Origin of the sequence: Staphylococcus sp. NWU MKU2 (assembly GCF_033283605.1) — a bacterium.
Classification (GTDB): Bacteria; Bacillota; Bacilli; order Staphylococcales; family Staphylococcaceae; genus Staphylococcus; species Staphylococcus haemolyticus.
This window is the reverse complement of record NZ_JAVSMH010000006.1, coordinates 34,244-55,094: the sequence shown is the minus strand read 5'-3', so window position 1 is coordinate 55,094 and position 20,851 is coordinate 34,244. Positions and strand designations below refer to the sequence as shown.

Genomic DNA, 20,851 nt, shown 5'->3' with positions numbered 1-20,851 from the left:
TCCCTTTGTATTTATCTAGATACTTTAAGCCCTTTAGGCACGGCCCACTTTTCAATTAAAGAAAGTATGAAATCGACAAGTAAAGCCAGACACGTTACAAGAATTGCAGCACTAATAATCATTGGTGGCTGATATAAATTTAATCCGTTAAAGACTAAATCACCGAGTCCACCAGCGCCAACGTAACTAGCTAATGTAGCCCAGCTGATTACGTATACACTTGATAAACGTATACCACTAATTATAAGTGGTAAGGCTAATGGCAATTCGACATCTTTCATTAACTGCATCTTTGTCATACCCATACTTGTTCCAGCTTGGATGATATTCTTATCAATATTTTGTACTCCTAGAACTGTGTTGTTTAAAATTGGTAACAATACATAAATGAACAATGCGACAATCGCTGGCGTCTTACCTACACCAAAGATTGGAATCATAATGGCTAATACTGCTAACGTCGGAATTGTTTGAAGCACACCCGCTATCGTTAACACTACATTTGCAGTACGTTTCGTCTTAGATAATAAAATGCCTAACGGAACCGCAACTACAATCGCAATTAATAACGCGATAATTGATATGTAAAAGTGTTCTATCGTTTTCGATACAAGTTGGCTTCCATATTCTTGGAAAAATTGGCGCATTAACGATCAACTCCCGAATGATTAGAATTCATCACATCATGCGTATCTAATCTATCTGTAACATCTTTTTGCTTAGTTGTAGCGTCATTTGGACGGTCTTCGGCATGTTCATTTTTTTCGATGTTACCTAACTCATTTTCACGTTCGACATCATTCATGTGCGAATCAGACAATGTCATCTCATCATTTTCTTCACCCCAAATAGAGTCATAGACAATGTCAACAAGATTAGCACGTGTAATTAGACCTATAAGTGCATTGTCATTATCAACGACTGGTACGTTTCTAACATTTCTCTTTAATATCGTACGTACGGAGTCTTGTAATTTAGAATCAATATGGACTTTGTAAACATCTCGTTGCATTGTATCGATTAATTCCTTACGTTGACGTAACCCTTGGTTAATATCTTCAATATCTAGGAATCCAAGTAAATGATGATGATTGTTGACTACAAATATTGTGTCGACACGTCTTTGTCGCATAACATTGACTGCATCATTAAGAGTGTCGTTGGCATTTACCGTAACAGGCTTAATCATCGCATCTTCAACCGTTCTCATATTCGGACGATCTTGAATCAATCTATTTTGTCCAATAAATTCTCTAACAAAATCATTGGCAGGATTTCTAAGAATATTATCCGGTGTATCGTATTGAACAACTTTCCCTTTAGACATGATACAAATACGGTCTGCGAGCTTTATTGCTTCGTCCATATCATGTGTCACGAAAATAAATGTTTTCCCTAATTTCTTTTGAAGATCTTTAACTAAATCCTGTAAAGTGTCTCTCGTAATTGGATCCAATGCACCAAAAGGTTCATCCATTAAGATGATATCTTGCTCTGCAGCTAATGCACGTACAACACCAATACGTTGTTGTTGACCACCTGATAATTCTGATGGATAACGATCTAAATAGTCTTCAGGTAAGTCTACTAACTTGATTAATTCTTTTGCTTTAGCATCCTTCTTCTCTTTAGACCATTTAAGCAACTTTGGTACCAAAACAATATTTTCTCTAATGGTCATATGAGGCATCAATCCAATTTGTTGAATAACATAGCCAATACTTCTACGTAATTCAACTGGATTCATATTTCGAACATTCTTCCCATTCATTTCAATTGTGCCGTCAGTGGCTTCAATCATTCGGTTAATCATTCGTAAAGCTGTCGTTTTACCGCTACCGCTTGTCCCAATAAAGGCAATAAATTCACCAGATTCAATATCTAATGAAATGTTATCTACTGCTTTTTTATTGCCAGAGTAAATTTTTGTTAAGTTTTTAATACTTAGCGTCATTAGATTGCTCCTTCCTATTGTTGCCAGATAAAAAAGCTCATAAAACAAAAAGGCCAGTAGTCCCATTGTTAAACAAATACGTAATAAGTTAAACAAGAGCCTCATGGCCTTTGCTTCATAAAATTCTAATTAATTCAATTTCAATATAATTCGAGCTTTTTCCATCTTTTATATCTATATACCCTATATAATTTTTTGAAACATTTCTTATATGAAAAGATTAAAAAAATTCACAATTGCATTTTTTTAAAGTTGTTTCAAGCATGATCAAGTTAAAAAACTGCAGAAAATAAAGTTGCTTGCAATAAAATTCATGAAATTGTCAAACTTTTCTAAATAAATAATATAAAGCTGAATTCAAAATTGCGTTACGAAATTAATAGTATTAGTCTATAGGTGTAATAAGTATTTATTGAAGGGATGTTGTAATAATGAAAGCAGCAGTATGGTATGGTCAAAAAGATGTTCGCGTGGAAGATCGTGAACCTAAGCAATTAAAAGACAATGAAGTAAAAGTAAAAGTTTCATGGGCAGGTATTTGCGGAACTGATTTACATGAATACTTAGAAGGACCAGTCTTCATCTCTACAGATAAACCTGATCCACTACTTGGACAAAAAGCACCTGTTACTTTAGGTCACGAGTTTGCTGGTGTTGTTGAAGAAGTTGGTAAAGACGTTACTAAATATAAAAAAGGTGACCGCGTAGTTGTTAACCCAACTGTATCTAAACATGAGAAAGATGAAAGCGTTGACTTATATGATGGCTATTCATTTATCGGTTTAGGTTCTGATGGTGGCTTTGCCGAATTTACAAATGCACCAGAAGAAAATGTATATGCATTACCTGAAAGTGTATCTGATAAAGAAGGTGCTTTAGTAGAACCAACTGCGGTTGCAGTTCAAGCAGTTAAAGAAGGTAAATTATTATTTGGTGATACAGTAGCAGTATTTGGTGCTGGTCCAATTGGTTTATTAACAATTGTTGCAGCTAAAGCAGCTGGTGCAAGTAAAATCTTCGTATTTGATTTATCTGAAGAACGTTTAGCTAAAGCTAAAGAAGTCGGCGCTACGCATGTAGTTAACTCTGGTAATACAAATCCTGTAGACTTTATTAACGAACATACTGAAAATGGTGTAGATGTTACATTTGAAGTTGCTGGTGTTGGCGTAACATTATCTCAATCAGTACAAGTTACACGTCCAAGAGGTACAGTTGTCATCGTATCAATCTTTGCTCATGCAGTAGATTTCGACCCAATGTTATTAACTAACTCAGGTGTTCAATTAACATCTACAATTGCATACTCACCTACTACATTCCAACAAACAATTGATTTAATTGCGAACGGTAGCTTAGATGTTAAGAGCGTAGTAACAGATGAAATTGAATTAGAAAACATTGTTAAATCTGGATTCGAACAATTAGTAAACGATAAATCTCAAGCTAAAATTTTAGTTAAATTAAATGGCTAATTTGAATTAACACATCGATACATTTTAACTTGATTTAAATAAAAGCTTTTAATCGACATCTCTACAGATGAAGATTAAAAGCTTTTTTCTTAACAATTATTTATCATACATGCCTTTACCATCAAGTATATGGTCAATATATTTTTCAACTCTGCTTTGTCTTGTTTGACTGCGTTTAGCTTGTGAAATGTGATATATGTACTGATGCTGTCTACCAGGCGTTAATTTGTAAAATGCCTCTTCTAACTTAGGATTATCATTGAATGCTTGCTGTAATTCTTCAGGTATTTCATAGTCCTCTGTCTTCTTCATTTCAACTTTCTTGCCGGCCTTTTCAACTTCAATGGCTTCATTAATATAATATAAAATTTCATCTCGACGCGCTTTAATTTCATCTAGTGTTTTAAAGCGTAATTGTCTTGCTGCTTGAACTCGTTCTGTTTGTTGAATTAGCGTTTTATATTTATCCTCTAAAATTGCACCTTTATGAAATAGTAACGCTACATAATGTTTAAAACCATGAATCGTTATAACATTTTTATCATTAATGGTATATGTTGGATGCATCCATTTATATGCTTCTTCTAATTCTGACTCATCAAATATTAAATTTCTTAAATATTGATAAGATTCCTTCCATTGACTTTCTTTTTCTAAAAAAGCTAATACCTGTTTATCGGATTGTTTCTCTGGCACCTTAGTCACCTCATATCGTTAGTTTGATAACAATACAATCATTATATTATTTAAGTCAATAAATAACTATTAATTACACAATCATTTGTAAGTTTACAAAATCATAAATTGACTAATGAAATGATAAGCGTATAATTATAACGTATCATTTTTGATGAATATTAAAACAACATAAAGGAGTATTTATGGGACAAAATCATAACGAAGGTAAAATCAATCTGGTCCAACTTGTATTATTAGGACTAGGAAGTTTAATTGGTTCAGGTTGGTTATTTGGTGCATGGGAAGCTTCTTCTGCAGCTGGTCCTGCAGCCATTTTATCTTGGATTATCGGGTTTATAGTTATAGGAACGATTTCTTATAACTATATTGAAATAGGAACAATGTTTCCGCAATCTGGAGGTATGAGTAACTATGCTCAATACTCACACGGTTCATTGTTAGGATTTATTGCCGCATGGGCAAACTGGGTATCATTAGTTACTATCATTCCAATTGAAGCAGTATCTGCTGTACAATACATCAGTTCATGGCCATGGGATTGGGCAAAACCAACTTCTGCATTAATGCATAATGGTTCAATCAGTACGACAGGATTATTCGCTGTCTATGTCATTATCATTATTTTTTCTTTATTAAACTATTGGTCAGTTAAATTATTAACGTCTTTCACTAGTTTAATTTCGTTCTTTAAATTAGGTGTACCGTTACTAACAATCATCATGTTAATGCTTTCAGGTTTCGACACTAGTAACTACGGTTCATCTATTGGCGAATTTATGCCGTACGGTAGTGCACCAATCTTTGCAGCAACAACAACATCAGGAATCATCTTCTCATTTAATGCATTCCAAACAATCATTAATATGGGATCTGAAATTAAAAATCCTGAAAAGAATATTGCACGTGGCATTGCAATTTCATTAACGTTGAGCGCAATTCTGTACATCATACTACAAAGTACATTTATTACATCTATGCCACAATCAATGATTCATGAGCATGGATGGAGTGGTATCAACTTCAATTCACCATTCGCAGACATGGCAATCTTATTAGGTATCAACTGGTTAGCTATTTTGCTATACATCGAAGCGGTTGTTTCACCATTTGGTACAGGCGTATCATTTGTTGCGATTACTGGTCGTGTATTAAATGCAATGGAACGTAATGGTCATATTCCTAAGTTCTTAGGTAAAATTAATACAACTTATAATATTCCACGTGTAGCCATCGTATTTAATGCGATCATCAGTATGATTATGGTGACGTTATTCCGTGATTGGGGTGTATTAGCCGCTGTTATTTCAACAGCAACATTAGTCGCTTACTTAACAGGACCAACTACGGTAATGTCATTACGTGAAATGGGACCTAAATTACACAGACCATTCCGTGGCACGATGTTAAAAGTAATGGCACCATTATCATTTGTACTTGCTTCATTAGCAATTTATTGGGCGATGTGGCCAACCACAGCTGAAGTTATATTGATTATTATTTTAGGATTACCAATTTATTTCTTCTATGAATATAAAATGAATTGGAAAAACACTAAAAAACAAATCGGCGGAAGTATGTGGATTATTGTCTACTTAATCTTATTAGCTTGTATGTCATTTATCGGTAGTAAAGAGTTTAAAGGTATTAACCTAATACACTACCCTTACGATTTCCTAGTTATAATTGTTATAGCACTTGTCTTTTATAGAATTGGTATTACAAACCACTTCAAGAGTGTGTATTACAAACGTGCTAAGAAGATTAATAAACAAATGAAAGAAGATACAATAGAAGCAGAACAACAGGAAGCTGAAAGAAAAGAAGCAATCCAACAACATAATGATTAATACAGTAAACCTAAGTGTGACTACGTTCATACTTAGGTTTTTTTAGAATAGAACAGCATTCAATATCTTTCAACTCATAAAATAATGCTATAGTTAAAGTAATTGATAAATGTTGGGTGATGATCTGATGGTAATAATTAATACGAAGTATGGGGCTTTTGAAGGTTTCACACATAAGAATTTAGATTTGTTTCTAGGCATTCCTTATGCATATCCCCCTATTGGACATCGTCGTTTTAAACATGCTAGTCCTATATATAGTTATGATACATTTGTTGATGCTACACAATTTAGAGCAATCCCTCCACAACCATTCAATAAATTAGAAACGTTCTTTTCAACTACGAAACAGAAATTTCAACCCAATGAAGATTGCCTACATTTAAACATTTGGCGTCAATCGACTGGCAAAGCAAAGAAACCTGTAATCATTTACTTTTATGGTGGCGGCTTTATAAATGGTCATGGTTCAGCAGAATTATATACTCCAGAACATATTGTTGAGCAACATGATGTCATTGTGATTACGTTCAACTATCGATTAGGTGCATTGGGATTTTTAGATTGGTCTTACTTTAACGCGCACTACGATAAAAATAACGGTCTGTCTGATCAAATTGCGGTATTAAAGTGGGTTGCACATTTTATTAAGTATTTTGGTGGAGATCCTGACAATGTTACATTATGGGGTCAATCAGCAGGCAGTATGAGTATTCAAGCTTTGATGCAGCAACCACAACTTGACCACTATTATCATCAAGTCATGTTATTAAGTGGCATATTGCAGTTAGATTCAGCAAAAACTGGCATGATGAAAGCACAACATTTTGATGATTTAATGCAACAACACTTTTCCGGAAAAAGTATAAATGATTTAGATGATCAAGCCATTCTACAATTAATGGCATATGACGCGGAAGCACGTGGCAAATCCAAAGGCTTAGAATTAATATATCAACCGATTAAAGATAGCAAGATGTGTAGGCCTCTAACTGAATTCAACAAACCCATTGTATTAAGCTATACGAAAGATGAAGGCGATTGTTATATCCGAAATGAATCACGAAAACTGAGCCCTCAACGTTTCGTTGATGTCATGAAATTAAATCATATTCACGTCGATTTCAGTCGTGTTCAAACTGGAAAACAACAAGCACATGTCGTGACGGAATTATATTTTAAACAGCCAACATTCATGTTACTTCAACAAATGAGTAATAATTCTTATCGTTGGTTGTTACGCTTTGATTGGGCTCGACCTGAACATATTCATTTTGCAAGTGCTTATCATATTTTAGATTTAGTCTTCTGGTTCGGTAAGATGGATATACTACAGGGTCACTCTATTAAACTTTCGAACAATGAGTTCGAATTAAGCAAACGTATGATAAGTGACTTAGTTCATTACGCTAGAACAGGCACCATGCCCTATGAACCTTACTCTATAAATCACTTAGAACCACATGTATATAAATAAGGTAAACCCGTGATAGATGCATGCATCCATCACGGGTTTAAAATGGTTATATGATATTAATTTTTAGCATAATGTACGTTCTTTAATGTAAGTACAATAATCAGTCCTAACAAACCTATAAAGGCACTTACAAACGTGACCGCTTCAACATTCATATTTGAAACAACAAGGCCACCGATAATACCACCTAAACCAATACCTGCATTAAGACAAGACATATTCCAACTCATAACTTGACTTGTGTCACCTTCAACATGTTCGATAATACCACTTTGAATCGCAGGGTTCGTACTCCATTGCACGATATTCCAAATAAAGAGTCCAACTAATAATAGTACTGTTGTAGATAAAATTAAATTAATGGCTAACATAACTACAATAAATACTGTGAAAGCAATAATTAACCATCGCTTACTAGTCAATTTGTCAGCTAGTACACCACCCATTGATGTACCAACAACACCGGCAACACCATTAACGAGTAGCGCTAATGATACATAGCCCATGGAGTGACCATTCTCTAAAATAAGTGGATTGATAAATACAAACGTCACTGAATTAGCGATTAGAATAAGCAATGTAATTGCTAAAAACTTAACGACCTCAACTGGTCGAACAATATGAGATGTAACTTGATTATCATCGGAAACGCTATTATACATTCTATTGGCTTGATTGAGTTCCGTAGTAGTTGGAAGATATTTCAGCATTAATAAGCCGGCAATAAGACTAATAACAATAATAAATACGAATGTGAAACGCCAACCAATCCAATCACCAATCATCGTACCGATTGGCACACCAAAGACATTTGCCCCACTAAATCCAGTATAGACAACACCAATCATCTTACCTCTGTTCTTAGGTATCGTTAGCATTGCTGTTAGTGCTAAGACTTTGACGATAATTAATGATGCAGCGGCTGATGATAATATACGTCCGATGACTAAAATCGTAAAGTTAGGCGCTACGGCGATAATACCATTCCCTACTACAAAGGCAATTAAAGTCCATAATAATACGGGACGTGCAGGGTATCGATTGGTTAATTTAACAAGTATAGGTCCACATATTGCAAAGGTTAATGCATAAAGCGTGACAAGTTGTCCTATAATCGCTTCTGAAACACCTAAGTCATCACTCATTAAATTCATGATACCAGCGACCATCATTTCAACCATACCTACAATAAATACGCTGATGATAAATGTGGCTATCCGCATAACAGACATCATTCATACTCCTTTCATTTAATCATTTTTACATAAAAAAACAGCTACGCACTGTTCTTCAAGTTTCGTAACTGTTCCATTATATAATATTCACTTATATTTTTCTTCCCCAATGTTTTAAAAGAGACTTTCATTATTGTTGTATTGATGTTCAATAAGTTCTTGTAGAAATGCTGAAAGAACAAGTAATGCAATTGCGCCGTAAGTCACATAATTATTATGCAATATAAAATCAAAACCAAAATTCATATTAAAATAACTTTCAACTAGGCTTATTAAAAATCTAAATATATTAAATAGTGCAAGTAGTGTAATCATAATTCCAAGCAGATGAGATATAACTTTCATATAATTTGCTCCTTCGTTCAATGATTTAGTTATATAGTAAAATTTTCAAATTAAATACTACTTAGTTTAATCTTAATTTTTCCTTAAATAATAATTATCGGAATAGTTAAATGTTAAAAAGTTGTATAAGATAGGTATTGAGGTGGTTTAAATGAACGGCGAAGTACTTATTATTGAAGATGATAAAGATATTAATGAGTTAATGAAATTATCTTTAAGTACAAAAGGGATACAACACATTAAATCCGTTGATAATATTGAAGATGCAAAATTTGAATTATTGAACTTCAATTTTCAAGTTATATTATTAGATTTAAATTTAAAGTCTGAAGATGGTTATCAGTTATTGAAATATATTGATTTAGATGATACAGCCGTTATCGTAGTTACTGCTAAAACAACACATTTAGATGTTTATAAAGGCTTCGAACAAGGTGCAGTTGATTATATTAAGAAACCCTTTGATCCTATGGAGTTATATTATAGAGTGTCTTTACATTTAAATGATAAAGATCAGTCGATGTATCGTTATAATGATTTAACTATTAACTTCAATAGTATGGAAGTGTGTATTAATGATAAACCAATCAACCTTACGAATCGTGAATATAATTTATTAACGTATCTTGTTAAAAATAAGAACCAAGTACTTACGAAAGATCAGCTTTACGCTAAAGTATGGGGATACGATACAGGTGTCGATGATAACACTTTGATGGTACATATTAGAACTTTGCGTAAGAAGATTGAAGCGGCTCCTAATTCACCTAAGATGATTAAAACTGTACGCAGCAAAGGATACATGTTCAAGGAAGATGGCAATGATCAATAAATTTACATTAAAGTTTCTTAAATATATGACTATATTTGTACTTCTAAATTTCACTATCACGTGTATATTAATAATAATATTGTTTTTCAAAGTTTTACCTAATATTTATTGGGATATTAACGAAATTGAACCAACCTATTTAGAAACATACGGAGTTACCAAAGAACCAAATGACAATCTTAAATCGTTAGCCAAGAAGAGTAACGTTGATTTATATTTCGTCCGTAAAAATGGTGACATTCTCTACCCAAAATCGAAACGTAATACAAATATAAAGCCAACACTATTAAAAAACATAAATAATACAAATTCTGTTGTATCAAAAAAAGGCACGTATCTTGTTTATATTTATAGAAATAAAATGAAACAACCTAAAATAACAAATGGCGATGAAATCAAAACATCACAACTACTTGATAGTTTATCATCTTTAGATTTCAATCATTACAACTATTTGATTTCAAACAATGAACTTCAATTTGAGAAGAATCCAGGTCAAAGAACTATACTGTGGAATGATAACTTTGGCGAAGCCTTTAATGATAGCAAGAATACGTATATTGTACTTTTCATTTCGTTCATCGTTGCTAACATCATCTTAATTACTTTAACTGCCATTCTAATTTCAAAACGTCTGACAAGACCGTTGTCCTTTTACATTGATTGGATTGGCAATTTGTCTTTGGGCAAACTACATCAGCCTACGTCGAAACGTAAGCGATTTAAGAATCGTCGAACATATCCGGAACTGGACACATCTTTGTCGAAATTGAATGAACAAATGTTGTCTGATAAATTTTATCATAATCAAATGTCATATTATAAATCGAAGTGGATTAGTCAAATCTCTCATGATTTAAAATCACCACTTACAACGATTTATGGTTACTCTAAACTAATACAAGCTGATGAAGCGTCACAATCTTATGTTCAACTTATTTCGGAGAAAGCAACGTTTATGAGTGATTTGATTGATAGTTTGAATCAAACGTTTGATATGGAAACCAATCAGATGAAGCATGATAAAGAGAACTTTCCTATTCAATCAACAGTTAATCGTATTGCTCAGATTATTGGTTACCAATCCCTAACATGCGACTTTCATTTTGAAGATGAATCAACGTTTTATGGGAATAAATTGTATTTCGAGAGACTTCTGATAAATTTAATCAATAATAGTATTGATCATAATGAGATCAACCCTAGCATAAAAATAACTTTTTCTAAAATTGAAAATAACTTGATGATTGATTATAAGGATGACGGTCAAGGTTTGCCTCACGCTAATATTGATGCATTATTTAAACAGTCGTATACGTCGAAAGCGAATAAAGCTCAACATGGTATCGGTTTATCTATCATAAAAGACGCTGTTAATTATCATCATGGTTCAATTACACTATTACCATCTAAGCAAGGTGTACATTTCCATATCATATTGGTGGATACAGCATAGTAAATAAAAAGTCAGCTTTCATTTGGAGAATCAAGTGAAAGCTGACTTTTTAATTTAATTATCTTTCGCTTCTTCATCGGGTGCATTGAGTGCACTATTACGCGCCACTAATTGATGACGCACGTTAAAGAATTGGTTATAGCTTAAATATGTCGCAATTAACGCTGACATTATCGTAGCTGTGGTATGGATAAATACGACAAGTAATTGAAATTTAATCGCTTGTAGTGGTGGTACGCCACCAATAATCAAGCCTGTCATCATACCAGGAATAGAAACTAGACCATATGTTTTAACCGAGTCTATCGTAGGTACGATAGCAAGTCGTATACTCTCTCTAATTGATGCTTTAGAAGCCAATTTAGGTGTGGCCGCTAATGTAAGCTTAGATTCAATATCGGTAATATCTTTAACAAATGCTCGATCTAAATTCTGGTAAGCCAAATTAATCGCGATAAGGCCATTATTCGCTAACATACCACCTATCGGGATAACTTCATTTGCTTTGAAATCAATCGCTCCAGCTAATACAGTAGCAGTTAGCGGTAAAGCAGTTCCAATAAATATAGCGATAAATGAAATCCAAAAGACATGATGCATAACAGGAGAAGCACGGTTAATTGTGTTCCACGATGCGTTTATAATAATGATTAGCACTGCTAACATTAATATCCATGCTTGATCTATTTTGAAAATATAGTGCAATATAAAACCTAATATGATTAACTGTACAACTGCACGTACGGAAGCTACTACTAAATCTTTAATAATATGTAACCCTTCTTTATACGAAATAAAGATTGGAATTAATAATAATAATGCAGTTAAACAAAGGGCTGTATTACTCATTCTGATTTAACGCCTCCTCTTTCGTTATCTCACCATCACTAATTGTTATTCTTCTATGAAAATGTCTCATACTCTGGTCATCACTGTGCGTAATCCATAAGACTGCGACACCTTCTTTAACCATGTCAAAAATCATTTGTTCAATAATGTGCTTATTTTGCGTGTCGAGTGCACTTGTAGATTCATCTAGCAATAATATATCCGGACGATACATAAGTTGACGTGCAATCGTAATCCTTTGACGTTCACCTCCGGATAGATGTTCAATCTTAGAGTTTAAATCATACTGACCTAAGTTCACTTTCTTCAATAAATCGAGTGCCTTTTCCTTATCAAAGTGCGCATCACGAGCTAACGCTGGAAATGACATGTTATCCCCAATCGTCTCACCAAAAAGTTGACTCTGTTGCATGAGATAACTTATCTTCATACGCAATTCTTCAGGAGGATAGTCATTGAATGGCTTATCTTTGAAATAAAGTTCACCATCTGTCGGGCTAATTAGATTATTAATCTGCTTTAAAAATGTACTCTTCCCACTACCAGATGGACCTATGATTGCTACTGCCTCACCTTCATTTAATTGAAAGTTGATATTTTTGAGTATCATACGTCTATCCGCTTTATATGATAAATTTTTGATGTTTAATAACATCTGTTACTAACCTCCTCTTAACTATTACTTTTATTGGAAAATAAATTAAAATACTTTTTTATTTAATCTGTTCTAGCATCATTTATATCTATAATAACAAAAAAAGAAGTAAGATAAGCGAATTCAAGTTAACATTTCTTGATTCACTGTATCTCACTTCAATCCGTGTAAATCTATTACCAAATAATCGAAATAATAATAGAGAAATATGAAATTAAGTTATTTATCATATGCAACGTAATGGTGATTGCTAAGTTACGACCACTATAGTGATACGCAACAACAAATCCAATCGCCATAATTAAATATGGTCCAACTTCAAATGGAGATGATGCGCTTAGTACGTGTAATCCAGCAAAGATTAATACTGATACAACGTACATTGCACCATATGTTAATTTCTTACCGAGTTCATGAATAATGAGATGTCTAAAGAGTAATTCCTCAACGATTGGCGTAACGATTACTATATCTAAAAATAATATTGGCCAAATCCATCTCGTCTTAAAGAGTTCCTCAATTTGTTTATTATTTTCAGTATTATTAAACTGATATTTTTCAGGTAGCAATTCTATTAAATTTCCGTATAAAAATTGTGCCAAATACATCGCAATGAGAACAACAATAATCAGTATGATGTGTTTTTTCAAATCTTTAAAGCGTTGAATTGCTAATGGAATAAGCGATTTGCGATGCATTAAATAAAATAATAGTAATAACAGACACTGTCCTAACAAGACAAAAATTTGATTAATCCCCATTAATTGTTTTATGAAAGGATCTTGTGAGGTCTGACCCGTAATAGCTACAATCGTAATCATTACAACTATTGTTAATATCAATGGCAAAACAATATTAATAATTAAGTAGCCTGGTATAAGCCAGAAATCACGTTTAACAATTCGTTTTGATGCAAATTCATTGTTTAGTTGTGAATGCTTAGATGTTTCTTGCGAATGTTCATATTCATTTGTCATAAGTCTCTCCCTATCTATTCTTTTTGAATATGTAAATTTCAACTATTATCAAAAATTAAAAAAACTTCTCTACCATTGTAGTAATAAATATCACCAAATGTACAGAGCTATGATAAAGATATGATGCTGCTAAATTCTTTCCACTTCTTATGTAAATAATGATAGAGCCAATTGATAATATTAAATACGGTATCACTTCCATGATGGATATCAAGTCATATACCTGTACACTTACTTCTATCACTATACTCAATACAATAACTAACATCAAATTCAGCTTTTTTCCGAGTTCATGAATGATTAAGTGTCGATAAATTAATTCTTGAATTAAAGGTTGTAATACAACCACTGTAATAAAAGTAAACACGATTGCAATTGGATGATTGAATAGACCTTCAAGACGAAGTTGCGCTTGAGTTACATCATAACTTAAAGGTTTAGGTAGTTTCTGCGCTACAAAATTAAAAGTATAATATAGCAATATTGCACTGATACTCACACTAACTATTAATGGTAAGTAATTACGTTTAGCAATGCGAAGTTGTCTAAATGCCACATCAGCAATATAGAGTTTATGTAATGCAAAAAATGATACGATAACAATAAATTGCGCTATAACGAAACTGACGCTCAACATCAAATTATATAAATAGAGCGGTGGTGGGTCTTGCGTTATCATCGCATGAACACCTAGAACACCGAAAACAATAATAATTGGCATTAAAATTTGAAAAACGATGTAAATGGGTATTAATAAGAAATCTTTTTTTACTACTTCAGGACTTCCCCATTGATTTCTTAAACCCTCTTGTTTCAATGACTTTCCCTCTTTTTCCATAGGTCACCTCTTACATCTTGTACATCATACTTTATCATCGAAATACATGTATGTCATATATCATTTGTTATTCTATCAGATTATTAATATTAAGAAATTGAAAATTTCTTCCTAATTTAAATTGTAAAAGATTTACATTGGTGTATGATTTTAATTGTAGAAAGTTCAAAGGGGGAGAAATAAAATTGATTTCTATACTTACAGTTATGCAGTTTATTGTTAACATCATGATATTTATTGTGATTCTTTCAATAATCGGCTTAGTACTTGTGTTGCTATTTAAAGATAAAGGGCAGAATCAACACAGTGTCTTACGTAATTATCCTGTTCTAGGACGTGTACGTTACTTTGCAGAAAAGATTGGACCAGAATTACGTCAATACTTATTTGCTAATGATACAGAGGGGAAACCATTTTCAAGAAATCAGTACACAAATATTGTACTAGCAGGTAAATACAACTCTCGAATGTCTAGTTTTGGAACACAACGAGAGTATAAGGATGGTTTTTACATACGAAATACAATGTTTCCTTTACAACGTAATGAATTACAAATTGATAATCAAACTATGATTTCAACATTCGTCTATAAAGTGGACAATGAACGCTTATTTCAACGTGATGAACATCGAGATCAAACAGTTATTGATCCGTACTACTTAACAGACGATAATGCTATTATTCTCGGAAACAATTTAGAACATCCTTTTAAAATCAAACGACTCGTTGGTCAATCAGGAATGAGCTACGGTGCACTTGGTGGTCGTGCAATCACTGCATTATCACAAGGGTTAGCCCGTGCAGGCACATGGATGAATACAGGTGAAGGTGGATTGTCAGAATATCACCTTAAAGGTGGAGGCGACATTATCTTCCAAATTGGACCTGGTCTCTTCGGTGTTCGTGATAAAGATGGTAACTTTAGCGACGATCAATTTCTGAAGACGGCAAATCATAAAGAGGTCAAAGCATTTGAAATTAAGCTCGCACAAGGTGCCAAAACTCGCGGTGGTCATATGGAGGGCAATAAAGTTACAGAAGAAATTGCCAAAATCAGAAACATTGAACCTTATAAAACCGTGAACTCATCTAACCGCTTTGATTTTATAGACTCACCTGAAGACTTATTACAATTTGTAGATAAATTACGTCATCTAGGTCAAAAACCAGTCGGCTTTAAAATAGTAGTGAGTAAAGTTGAAGAAATTGAAGCATTAGTTCAATCAATGATTGATATGAATATATATCCTGATTTCATCACAATTGATGGCGGTGAAGGTGGTACAGGTGCGACATTCCAAGAGTTGCAAGATGGTGTCGGTCTACCATTATTTACAGCACTACCTATCGTAACTGGTATGTTAGAGCAACATCAAATTAGAGATAAAATGAAAATCTTTGCCTCAGGTAAATTAATTACGCCAGATAAAGTAGCGATTGCTTTAGGATTAGGTGCCGATTTAGTTAATATTGCTCGTGGCATGATGATTAGTGTAGGTTGTATTATGAGTCAACAATGTCACTTGAACACGTGTCCCGTAGGTGTTGCGACGACAGATCCTAAGAAGGAAAAAGCATTAATTGTCGATGAAAAGCAATATCGAGTAACGAACTATATTACTAGTTTACATGAGGGACTATTTAACATTGCGGCCGCAGTTGGTGTCAAAAGTCCGAATGAAATTACAAGTGACCATATTGTAATTAAACGTATTGATGGTTCAATAGAAAATATCATTGATTATAAATTGAAATTAATAAGTTAACTCGATGGCAAAGAGAGTTAAGGTTGGATAAAAATAATACTTTGAAGCTATATCGCTACCACCCAATAGCTGACTAGTAAGAGAAGGTACTCATATCAAGTACCTTCTCTTTTTTGTAATTTCTTGAATTAAGCGAGCACCAATTAAATAAACTCTCGGAAATTCTATCCCCTACCTTTTAATTCTTACTAATTCAATTTGATTTCATTCTAAAGTGCTGTATAATAATTAAAAATAAATTATCAGAATATTCTATTAATTGGAGGTAATATTTATGACAGACAATCATCCAAATTGGAAATTTGAAACACAAACGATTCATGCCGGACAAGTTATCGATGAATTCTCAAAATCACGTGCTGTGCCTATTTACCAAACATCAAGTTATGTCTTTGATGATACGCAACATGCACAAGACCTATTCTCTTTGGCTAAACCAGGTAATATTTACACACGAATCATGAACCCAACTCAGAATGTCTTTGAAGCACGTATCACACAATTAGAAGGTGGTGTTGGTGCATTAGCTACCTCTTCAGGTCAAGCTGCTATCACATTGGCATTACTCAATATTGTGGAAACTGGTTCAGAGATTGTAGCATCGTCTAACCTATATGGCGGTTCTTATAACTTATTAAACATCACCTTTGCAAAACTAGGTATTAAAGTTCACTTTGTTGACCCTAGTGATCCTAACAACTTTAAAGCAGTGATTAATGATAAAACAAGAGCGATTTATGCTGAAACAATCGGTAATCCAGCTATAGATGTATTAGATATTGAAGCGGTAGCACAAATTGCTCACGATAATGGTTTACCACTTGTCATTGATAATACATTTGCTTCTCCTTATTTATGTCGTCCATTTGAACATGGTGCTGATATTGTTATCCATTCAGTTACTAAATTTATAGGAGGCCATGGTACATCAATAGGTGGCATTATAGTAGATAGCGGTAAGTTTAATTGGGATAACGGTAAGTTCCCTGGATTAGTCGAACCTGATCCAAGTTATCATGGCATTTCATATACGAATGATGTCGGTGAAGCTGCATACATCACTAAAGCACGTGTTCAATTATTACGTGATTTAGGTTCAGCTGTATCGCCTTATAATGTTCATGAATTTTTAATTGGTTTAGAAACATTACATCTACGTATGGAACGTCACTCTGAAAATGCCTTAAAAGTTGCTCAATTTTTAGCTCAACACCCTAAAGTCACTTGGGTAAATTATCCTGGTCTTGAAAACAACAAATATCATAACTTAGCTAAAAAATATCTACCAAAAGGTCAAGGTGCAATTCTGACATTTGGCGTAGACGGATCAGTTGATGACATCGCTCGCTTCGTCGATAAATTGCAACTATTCTCATTACTCGCAAATGTAGGAGACTCCAAATCACTCGTCATCCATCCTGCAAGTACAACGCATCAACAATTGACTGAAGCGGAACAACGTCAATCAGGTGTACTTCCAGAAATGGTTTGTTTATCGATAGGTACTGAAAATGCTGAAGATATTATTAACGACTTAAATGATGCACTTAGCATTATTTAAATGATATAAATAAGCTGTAACGGATCTTGAGACATTAATTTATGTCCATGTCCCCGGCTCCGTTACAGCTTTTCTGGTTCATTATTCATCTGTCATATTACTTTTTTGTTTAAAGTCTAATTTTTTTAATTCTCTAACGGTCCCTTCCATATTGACCTTCTTATCATTTTTAGATGTTGACATTAAAGAGAAGTACTTCTCGACTTCTTTAATATCTGCTTTTTTATAGTTTATATCGATTGTTTCAACCCATTTTTCATGATTATTTTCTAAGCTATAAGATACACCTTTAAGGTCTTTCAATTGATGATGATCATGGAACGTCTTCTTAGCTTCTTTCTTAGACATACCGAAATCATTATACTTCAATGTTGTTACCGTTGATTGTTTTACTACTTTATTCTTTTTATAAGACAATGTCGTTAATACATGCTTCCCTTCCATGTCCCCTTCATATGTCTTAGAGCGTTCCTTACTACACGCGCCTAATATACTTACACTTAACACCATTAATATCGTCAATACAAAGAACTTTTTCATCATACTCATCTACTTCCCACTGTGTCATTTTTCAATTAAATTATAGCATTTACTTTATCTTATTATGTATAACATTACCAGATAATTTTGATTAGAAACAATTTTTTCAGAAAAACAAAAATCTACATGCTACAATGTTAGTAAATAATGACGTTAGGAAGTGTGTGCATATGAAAGAATCAATTGAATTATTAAAATCATTGACTGATGTGAATGGCATTGCTGGATATGAACGCAATGTAAAGGCAAAGATGAAAGAATATTTAGAGCCTGTAAGTGATGAAATTATAGAAGATGGTTTGGGTGGCATATTTGGTAAAAAAGCAAGTGACAATGGAACAAAATCACTTATGGTAGCTGGCCACCTAGATGAAATTGGCTTTATCGTGACTAAAATCGATAATAATGGATTTATTAAATTCCAACCTATTGGTGGTTGGTGGAATCAAGTCATGTTATCTCAAAAAGTAACCATTACAACAGATGATGGTACTGAAATCCGTGGTCTTATCGGTTCAAAACCACCACACGTACTTGACCCAGAAGAACGTAAGAAGCCTGTCCAAATTAAAGATATGTACATTGATATCGGTGTTCGAAGTAAAGAAGATGCTGAAAATCACGGTATCGAAGTTGGCAATATGATTACACCTTATAGTGAATTTGAAGAATTAGCGAATGGCAAATATTTAACTGCTAAAGCATTCGATAATCGCTACGGTTGTGCACTTGCAATCGATGTATTAAAAAGACTTAAATATGAACAAATCGGTGTAGATTTATATGCAGGGGCAACTGTGCAAGAAGAAGTTGGCTTGCGTGGTGCTAAAGTTGCTGCTAATAAAATCAAACCTGACCTCGCTATTGCAGTGGATGTTGCAGTCGCATACGATACACCAGGAATGAACAACCTTGGAAGTGAGACGACTTTAGGAAATGGGCCTGTAGTAATCTTAATGGATGCATCTAATGTTGCACATCAAGGCTTACGTCAATATATTAAAGAAGTTGCAAGAAGACATTACATTACTGTGCAATGGGATACAACAGCTGGCGGTGGTACAGATGCAGGAAGTATCCATGTTGCAAATGAAGGTATACCTACAATTTCTATTGGCGTTGCCTTACGTTATATGCATTCAAATGTGTCAGTACTCCACACAGATGATTATGAAAATTCAGTGCACCTTGTAACTGAAATCGTTCGTTCACTAAATGATGATGCTTATGAGAGAATAAAATGGTAAGTTACTAGTTAAAATATTATGAATTTGATAGTTTAAGTCATATCATCAAAATATCGCATTTTCACACTAGTGTGTGGTGTGCTTAATATAATGAAGATTAACGTCATTTGACGTCACTAACCCCAGTCTACTGCCATAGACTGGGGTTATAATATTAACCTTCATTTTAATTTTAACTATTACAATTTATTGCTATTCTACTGAATTCTTCCAACTATCATCACTTAACATTTCTCCTGGCCAAGTGTAAGCCATAACACCACCATCAATTCGAACCGTTTCACCAGTAATAAATGAACTATCGTCAGATGCTAGAAATGCAACAAGTTTACCTACTTCTTCAGGTTTACCTAATCGACCTAATGGAGTGACCCATTTTTGATTATCGCGGAACGTTTTACCCGCTTCATCTTCTGAAGTACCAGCTAAATTGTCTACTAATGGGGTTTCAATTGTTCCTGGTGCAATAGCATTCGCACGAATATTCTCACGACCATATTCAATAGCGATGGATTTCGTAAAGTTAATGACTGCACCTTTGGCAGCGTTATATCCAGAACGATATAAGTCGGCAGCTTGTCCTGAGAATGATGCCGTATTAATAATAGAACCGCCTTGTTCCATCATTAACGGTAATAAGAATTTGGTTACTAAGAATGTACCTCTCATATCCACTGCCATAATTTTATCGAATACTTCAACAGGATACTCGTGGATTCGGCCTGCGCCATTATCTACACCCGCATTATTAAAGATAACATCTACACGCCCATACTCATCTCTAGCTTTATCCGCAAAGTCTTGGACTTGTTTATCATCTGAGATGTCTACTTTATACGCAGTAGCTTTACCTCCATTATGATTTATTTCTTCAACCGTTTTTTCTAATTCATCCGAAATATCAAGGGCGAGTACATGTGCACCTTCATTAGCCAAGGTCTTTGCTGATGCTTGACCAATACCTGTACTTGCACCAGTGATGACTGCAATTTTATTTTCTAAACGTTTCATAACGGCTTTCACTCCTATTTTCAAATTTCTTTAATGAAATTTAACTCATCTATACAATGTTTATCTTCCACACTTCAAACACCCTCA

At 33.8% G+C, this 20,851-nt stretch carries 19 protein-coding genes; 8 read left to right on the top strand and 11 right to left on the bottom strand.

What is annotated here, in order from left to right; all coding sequences use genetic code 11:
* Nucleotides 1-11: 11 nt before the first annotated feature.
* Together SBL15_RS09750 and SBL15_RS09745 are read right to left on the bottom strand one after the other, a co-directional pair.
* Entirely contained in the window at nt 12-647 is a 636-nt protein-coding gene (locus tag SBL15_RS09750; protein WP_037535693.1) for an ABC transporter permease, read from the bottom strand.
* Complete coding sequence (locus SBL15_RS09745; protein ID WP_107614399.1) at nt 647-1,954, bottom strand: betaine/proline/choline family ABC transporter ATP-binding protein; 1,308 nt, start codon at nt 1,952-1,954, stop codon at nt 647-649. Before SBL15_RS09745 ends, SBL15_RS09750 begins: the two co-directional genes overlap by 1 nt.
* Nucleotides 1,955-2,385: 431 nt before the next feature.
* On the opposite strand from SBL15_RS09745, the gene SBL15_RS09740 reads away from it, so the two are divergent.
* On the top strand, nt 2,386-3,429 hold the full coding sequence (locus SBL15_RS09740) for a 2,3-butanediol dehydrogenase (RefSeq protein WP_053041393.1): 1,044 nt from the start codon (nt 2,386-2,388) through the stop codon (nt 3,427-3,429).
* A gap of 96 nt (nt 3,430-3,525) precedes the next feature.
* On the opposite strand, the gene SBL15_RS09735 is transcribed toward SBL15_RS09740, so the two are convergent.
* A complete protein-coding gene (locus SBL15_RS09735) occupies nt 3,526-4,125 on the bottom strand; it encodes a YdeI/OmpD-associated family protein (RefSeq protein ID WP_053018416.1) in 600 nt (199 codons plus the stop codon).
* Between the two features lie 185 nt (nt 4,126-4,310).
* On the opposite strand from SBL15_RS09735, the gene SBL15_RS09730 reads away from it, so the two are divergent.
* Complete coding sequence (locus SBL15_RS09730; protein ID WP_107611527.1) at nt 4,311-5,975, top strand: APC family permease; 1,665 nt, start codon at nt 4,311-4,313, stop codon at nt 5,973-5,975.
* Between the two features lie 127 nt (nt 5,976-6,102).
* Nucleotides 6,103-7,452, top strand: a complete 1,350-nt coding sequence (locus SBL15_RS09725; RefSeq protein WP_107614324.1) for a carboxylesterase family protein — start codon at nt 6,103-6,105, stop codon at nt 7,450-7,452.
* Between the two features lie 56 nt (nt 7,453-7,508).
* Here SBL15_RS09725 and SBL15_RS09720 read toward each other — a convergent pair whose 3' ends face one another.
* Both SBL15_RS09720 and SBL15_RS09715 read right to left on the bottom strand, forming a co-directional pair.
* A complete protein-coding gene (locus tag SBL15_RS09720) occupies nt 7,509-8,684 on the bottom strand; it encodes an MFS transporter (protein WP_107611525.1) in 1,176 nt (391 codons plus the stop codon).
* A gap of 117 nt (nt 8,685-8,801) precedes the next feature.
* Nucleotides 8,802-9,032 (bottom strand): hypothetical protein, encoded by a 231-nt coding sequence (locus tag SBL15_RS09715; RefSeq protein WP_107611524.1) that lies wholly within the window; start codon nt 9,030-9,032, stop codon nt 8,802-8,804.
* Nucleotides 9,033-9,183: 151 nt separating this feature from the next.
* On the opposite strand from SBL15_RS09715, the gene SBL15_RS09710 reads away from it, so the two are divergent.
* Together SBL15_RS09710 and SBL15_RS09705 are read left to right on the top strand one after the other, a co-directional pair.
* The gene (locus SBL15_RS09710) at nt 9,184-9,864 is read left to right on the top strand and encodes a response regulator transcription factor (RefSeq protein WP_107611523.1); all 681 of its coding nucleotides are present in this window, start codon (nt 9,184-9,186) and stop codon (nt 9,862-9,864) included.
* The gene (locus tag SBL15_RS09705; protein ID WP_107611522.1) at nt 9,854-11,320 is read left to right on the top strand and encodes a sensor histidine kinase; all 1,467 of its coding nucleotides are present in this window, start codon (nt 9,854-9,856) and stop codon (nt 11,318-11,320) included. Before SBL15_RS09710 ends, SBL15_RS09705 begins: the two co-directional genes overlap by 11 nt.
* Before the next feature lie 54 nt (nt 11,321-11,374).
* On the opposite strand, the gene SBL15_RS09700 is transcribed toward SBL15_RS09705, so the two are convergent.
* From SBL15_RS09700 to lnsB, 4 genes are all read right to left on the bottom strand, one after another.
* Entirely contained in the window at nt 11,375-12,169 is a 795-nt protein-coding gene (locus tag SBL15_RS09700) for an ABC transporter permease (protein ID WP_037550211.1), read from the bottom strand.
* A complete protein-coding gene (locus SBL15_RS09695) occupies nt 12,162-12,824 on the bottom strand; it encodes an ATP-binding cassette domain-containing protein (protein ID WP_011274922.1) in 663 nt (220 codons plus the stop codon). The genes SBL15_RS09700 and SBL15_RS09695 overlap by 8 nt, the downstream gene beginning before the upstream one ends.
* A gap of 176 nt (nt 12,825-13,000) precedes the next feature.
* Complete coding sequence (locus SBL15_RS09690) at nt 13,001-13,801, bottom strand: CPBP family intramembrane glutamic endopeptidase (protein ID WP_016930767.1); 801 nt, start codon at nt 13,799-13,801, stop codon at nt 13,001-13,003.
* 55 nt (nt 13,802-13,856) lie between these two features.
* Nucleotides 13,857-14,639, bottom strand: a complete 783-nt coding sequence (gene lnsB, locus SBL15_RS09685) for a CPBP family lipoprotein N-acylation protein LnsB (RefSeq protein WP_107611519.1) — start codon at nt 14,637-14,639, stop codon at nt 13,857-13,859.
* 188 nt (nt 14,640-14,827) lie between these two features.
* On the opposite strand from lnsB, the gene SBL15_RS09680 reads away from it, so the two are divergent.
* Both SBL15_RS09680 and SBL15_RS09675 read left to right on the top strand, forming a co-directional pair.
* Complete coding sequence (locus SBL15_RS09680) at nt 14,828-16,405, top strand: FMN-binding glutamate synthase family protein (RefSeq protein WP_107611543.1); 1,578 nt, start codon at nt 14,828-14,830, stop codon at nt 16,403-16,405.
* Nucleotides 16,406-16,679: 274 nt separating this feature from the next.
* Nucleotides 16,680-17,966 (top strand): O-acetylhomoserine aminocarboxypropyltransferase/cysteine synthase family protein, encoded by a 1,287-nt coding sequence (locus tag SBL15_RS09675; RefSeq protein WP_317955860.1) that lies wholly within the window; start codon nt 16,680-16,682, stop codon nt 17,964-17,966.
* Nucleotides 17,967-18,047: 81 nt separating this feature from the next.
* On the opposite strand, the gene SBL15_RS09670 is transcribed toward SBL15_RS09675, so the two are convergent.
* Nucleotides 18,048-18,509, bottom strand: a complete 462-nt coding sequence (locus SBL15_RS09670; protein ID WP_107611517.1) for a YehR family lipoprotein — start codon at nt 18,507-18,509, stop codon at nt 18,048-18,050.
* A 167-nt stretch (nt 18,510-18,676) separates the two neighbouring features.
* Between SBL15_RS09670 and SBL15_RS09665 the strand changes: the two genes are divergently transcribed.
* Nucleotides 18,677-19,753: a M42 family metallopeptidase gene (locus tag SBL15_RS09665; RefSeq protein ID WP_317955857.1), complete on the top strand. Its 1,077-nt coding sequence runs from the start codon at nt 18,677-18,679 to the stop codon at nt 19,751-19,753.
* A 192-nt stretch (nt 19,754-19,945) separates the two neighbouring features.
* Here SBL15_RS09665 and SBL15_RS09660 read toward each other — a convergent pair whose 3' ends face one another.
* Nucleotides 19,946-20,764 carry an SDR family oxidoreductase gene (locus SBL15_RS09660; RefSeq protein WP_107611515.1) on the bottom strand — a complete coding sequence of 273 codons (819 nt, stop codon included), beginning with the start codon at nt 20,762-20,764 and terminating at the stop codon, nt 19,946-19,948.
* Nucleotides 20,765-20,851: the final 87 nt, after the last annotated feature.

Bases quoted from the DNA above. Each gene is read 5' to 3' on its own strand.
- SBL15_RS09750 (WP_037535693.1), bottom strand. From the start codon at position 647: ATGCGCCAATTTTTCCAAGAATATGGAAGCCAACTTGTATCGAAAACG.
- SBL15_RS09745 (WP_107614399.1), bottom strand. From the start codon at position 1,954: ATGACGCTAAGTATTAAAAACTTAACAAAAATTTACTCTGGCAATAAA.
- SBL15_RS09740 (WP_053041393.1), top strand. From the start codon at position 2,386: ATGAAAGCAGCAGTATGGTATGGTCAAAAAGATGTTCGCGTGGAAGAT.
- SBL15_RS09730 (WP_107611527.1), top strand. From the start codon at position 4,311: ATGGGACAAAATCATAACGAAGGTAAAATCAATCTGGTCCAACTTGTA.
- SBL15_RS09725 (WP_107614324.1), top strand. From the start codon at position 6,103: ATGGTAATAATTAATACGAAGTATGGGGCTTTTGAAGGTTTCACACAT.
- SBL15_RS09720 (WP_107611525.1), bottom strand. From the start codon at position 8,684: ATGTCTGTTATGCGGATAGCCACATTTATCATCAGCGTATTTATTGTA.
- SBL15_RS09715 (WP_107611524.1), bottom strand. From the start codon at position 9,032: ATGAAAGTTATATCTCATCTGCTTGGAATTATGATTACACTACTTGCA.
- SBL15_RS09710 (WP_107611523.1), top strand. From the start codon at position 9,184: ATGAACGGCGAAGTACTTATTATTGAAGATGATAAAGATATTAATGAG.
- SBL15_RS09705 (WP_107611522.1), top strand. From the start codon at position 9,854: ATGATCAATAAATTTACATTAAAGTTTCTTAAATATATGACTATATTT.
- SBL15_RS09700 (WP_037550211.1), bottom strand. From the start codon at position 12,169: ATGAGTAATACAGCCCTTTGTTTAACTGCATTATTATTATTAATTCCA.
- SBL15_RS09695 (WP_011274922.1), bottom strand. From the start codon at position 12,824: ATGTTATTAAACATCAAAAATTTATCATATAAAGCGGATAGACGTATG.
- SBL15_RS09690 (WP_016930767.1), bottom strand. From the start codon at position 13,801: ATGACAAATGAATATGAACATTCGCAAGAAACATCTAAGCATTCACAA.
- lnsB (WP_107611519.1), bottom strand. From the start codon at position 14,639: ATGGAAAAAGAGGGAAAGTCATTGAAACAAGAGGGTTTAAGAAATCAA.
- SBL15_RS09675 (WP_317955860.1), top strand. From the start codon at position 16,680: ATGACAGACAATCATCCAAATTGGAAATTTGAAACACAAACGATTCAT.
- SBL15_RS09670 (WP_107611517.1), bottom strand. From the start codon at position 18,509: ATGATGAAAAAGTTCTTTGTATTGACGATATTAATGGTGTTAAGTGTA.
- SBL15_RS09665 (WP_317955857.1), top strand. From the start codon at position 18,677: ATGAAAGAATCAATTGAATTATTAAAATCATTGACTGATGTGAATGGC.
- SBL15_RS09660 (WP_107611515.1), bottom strand. From the start codon at position 20,764: ATGAAACGTTTAGAAAATAAAATTGCAGTCATCACTGGTGCAAGTACA.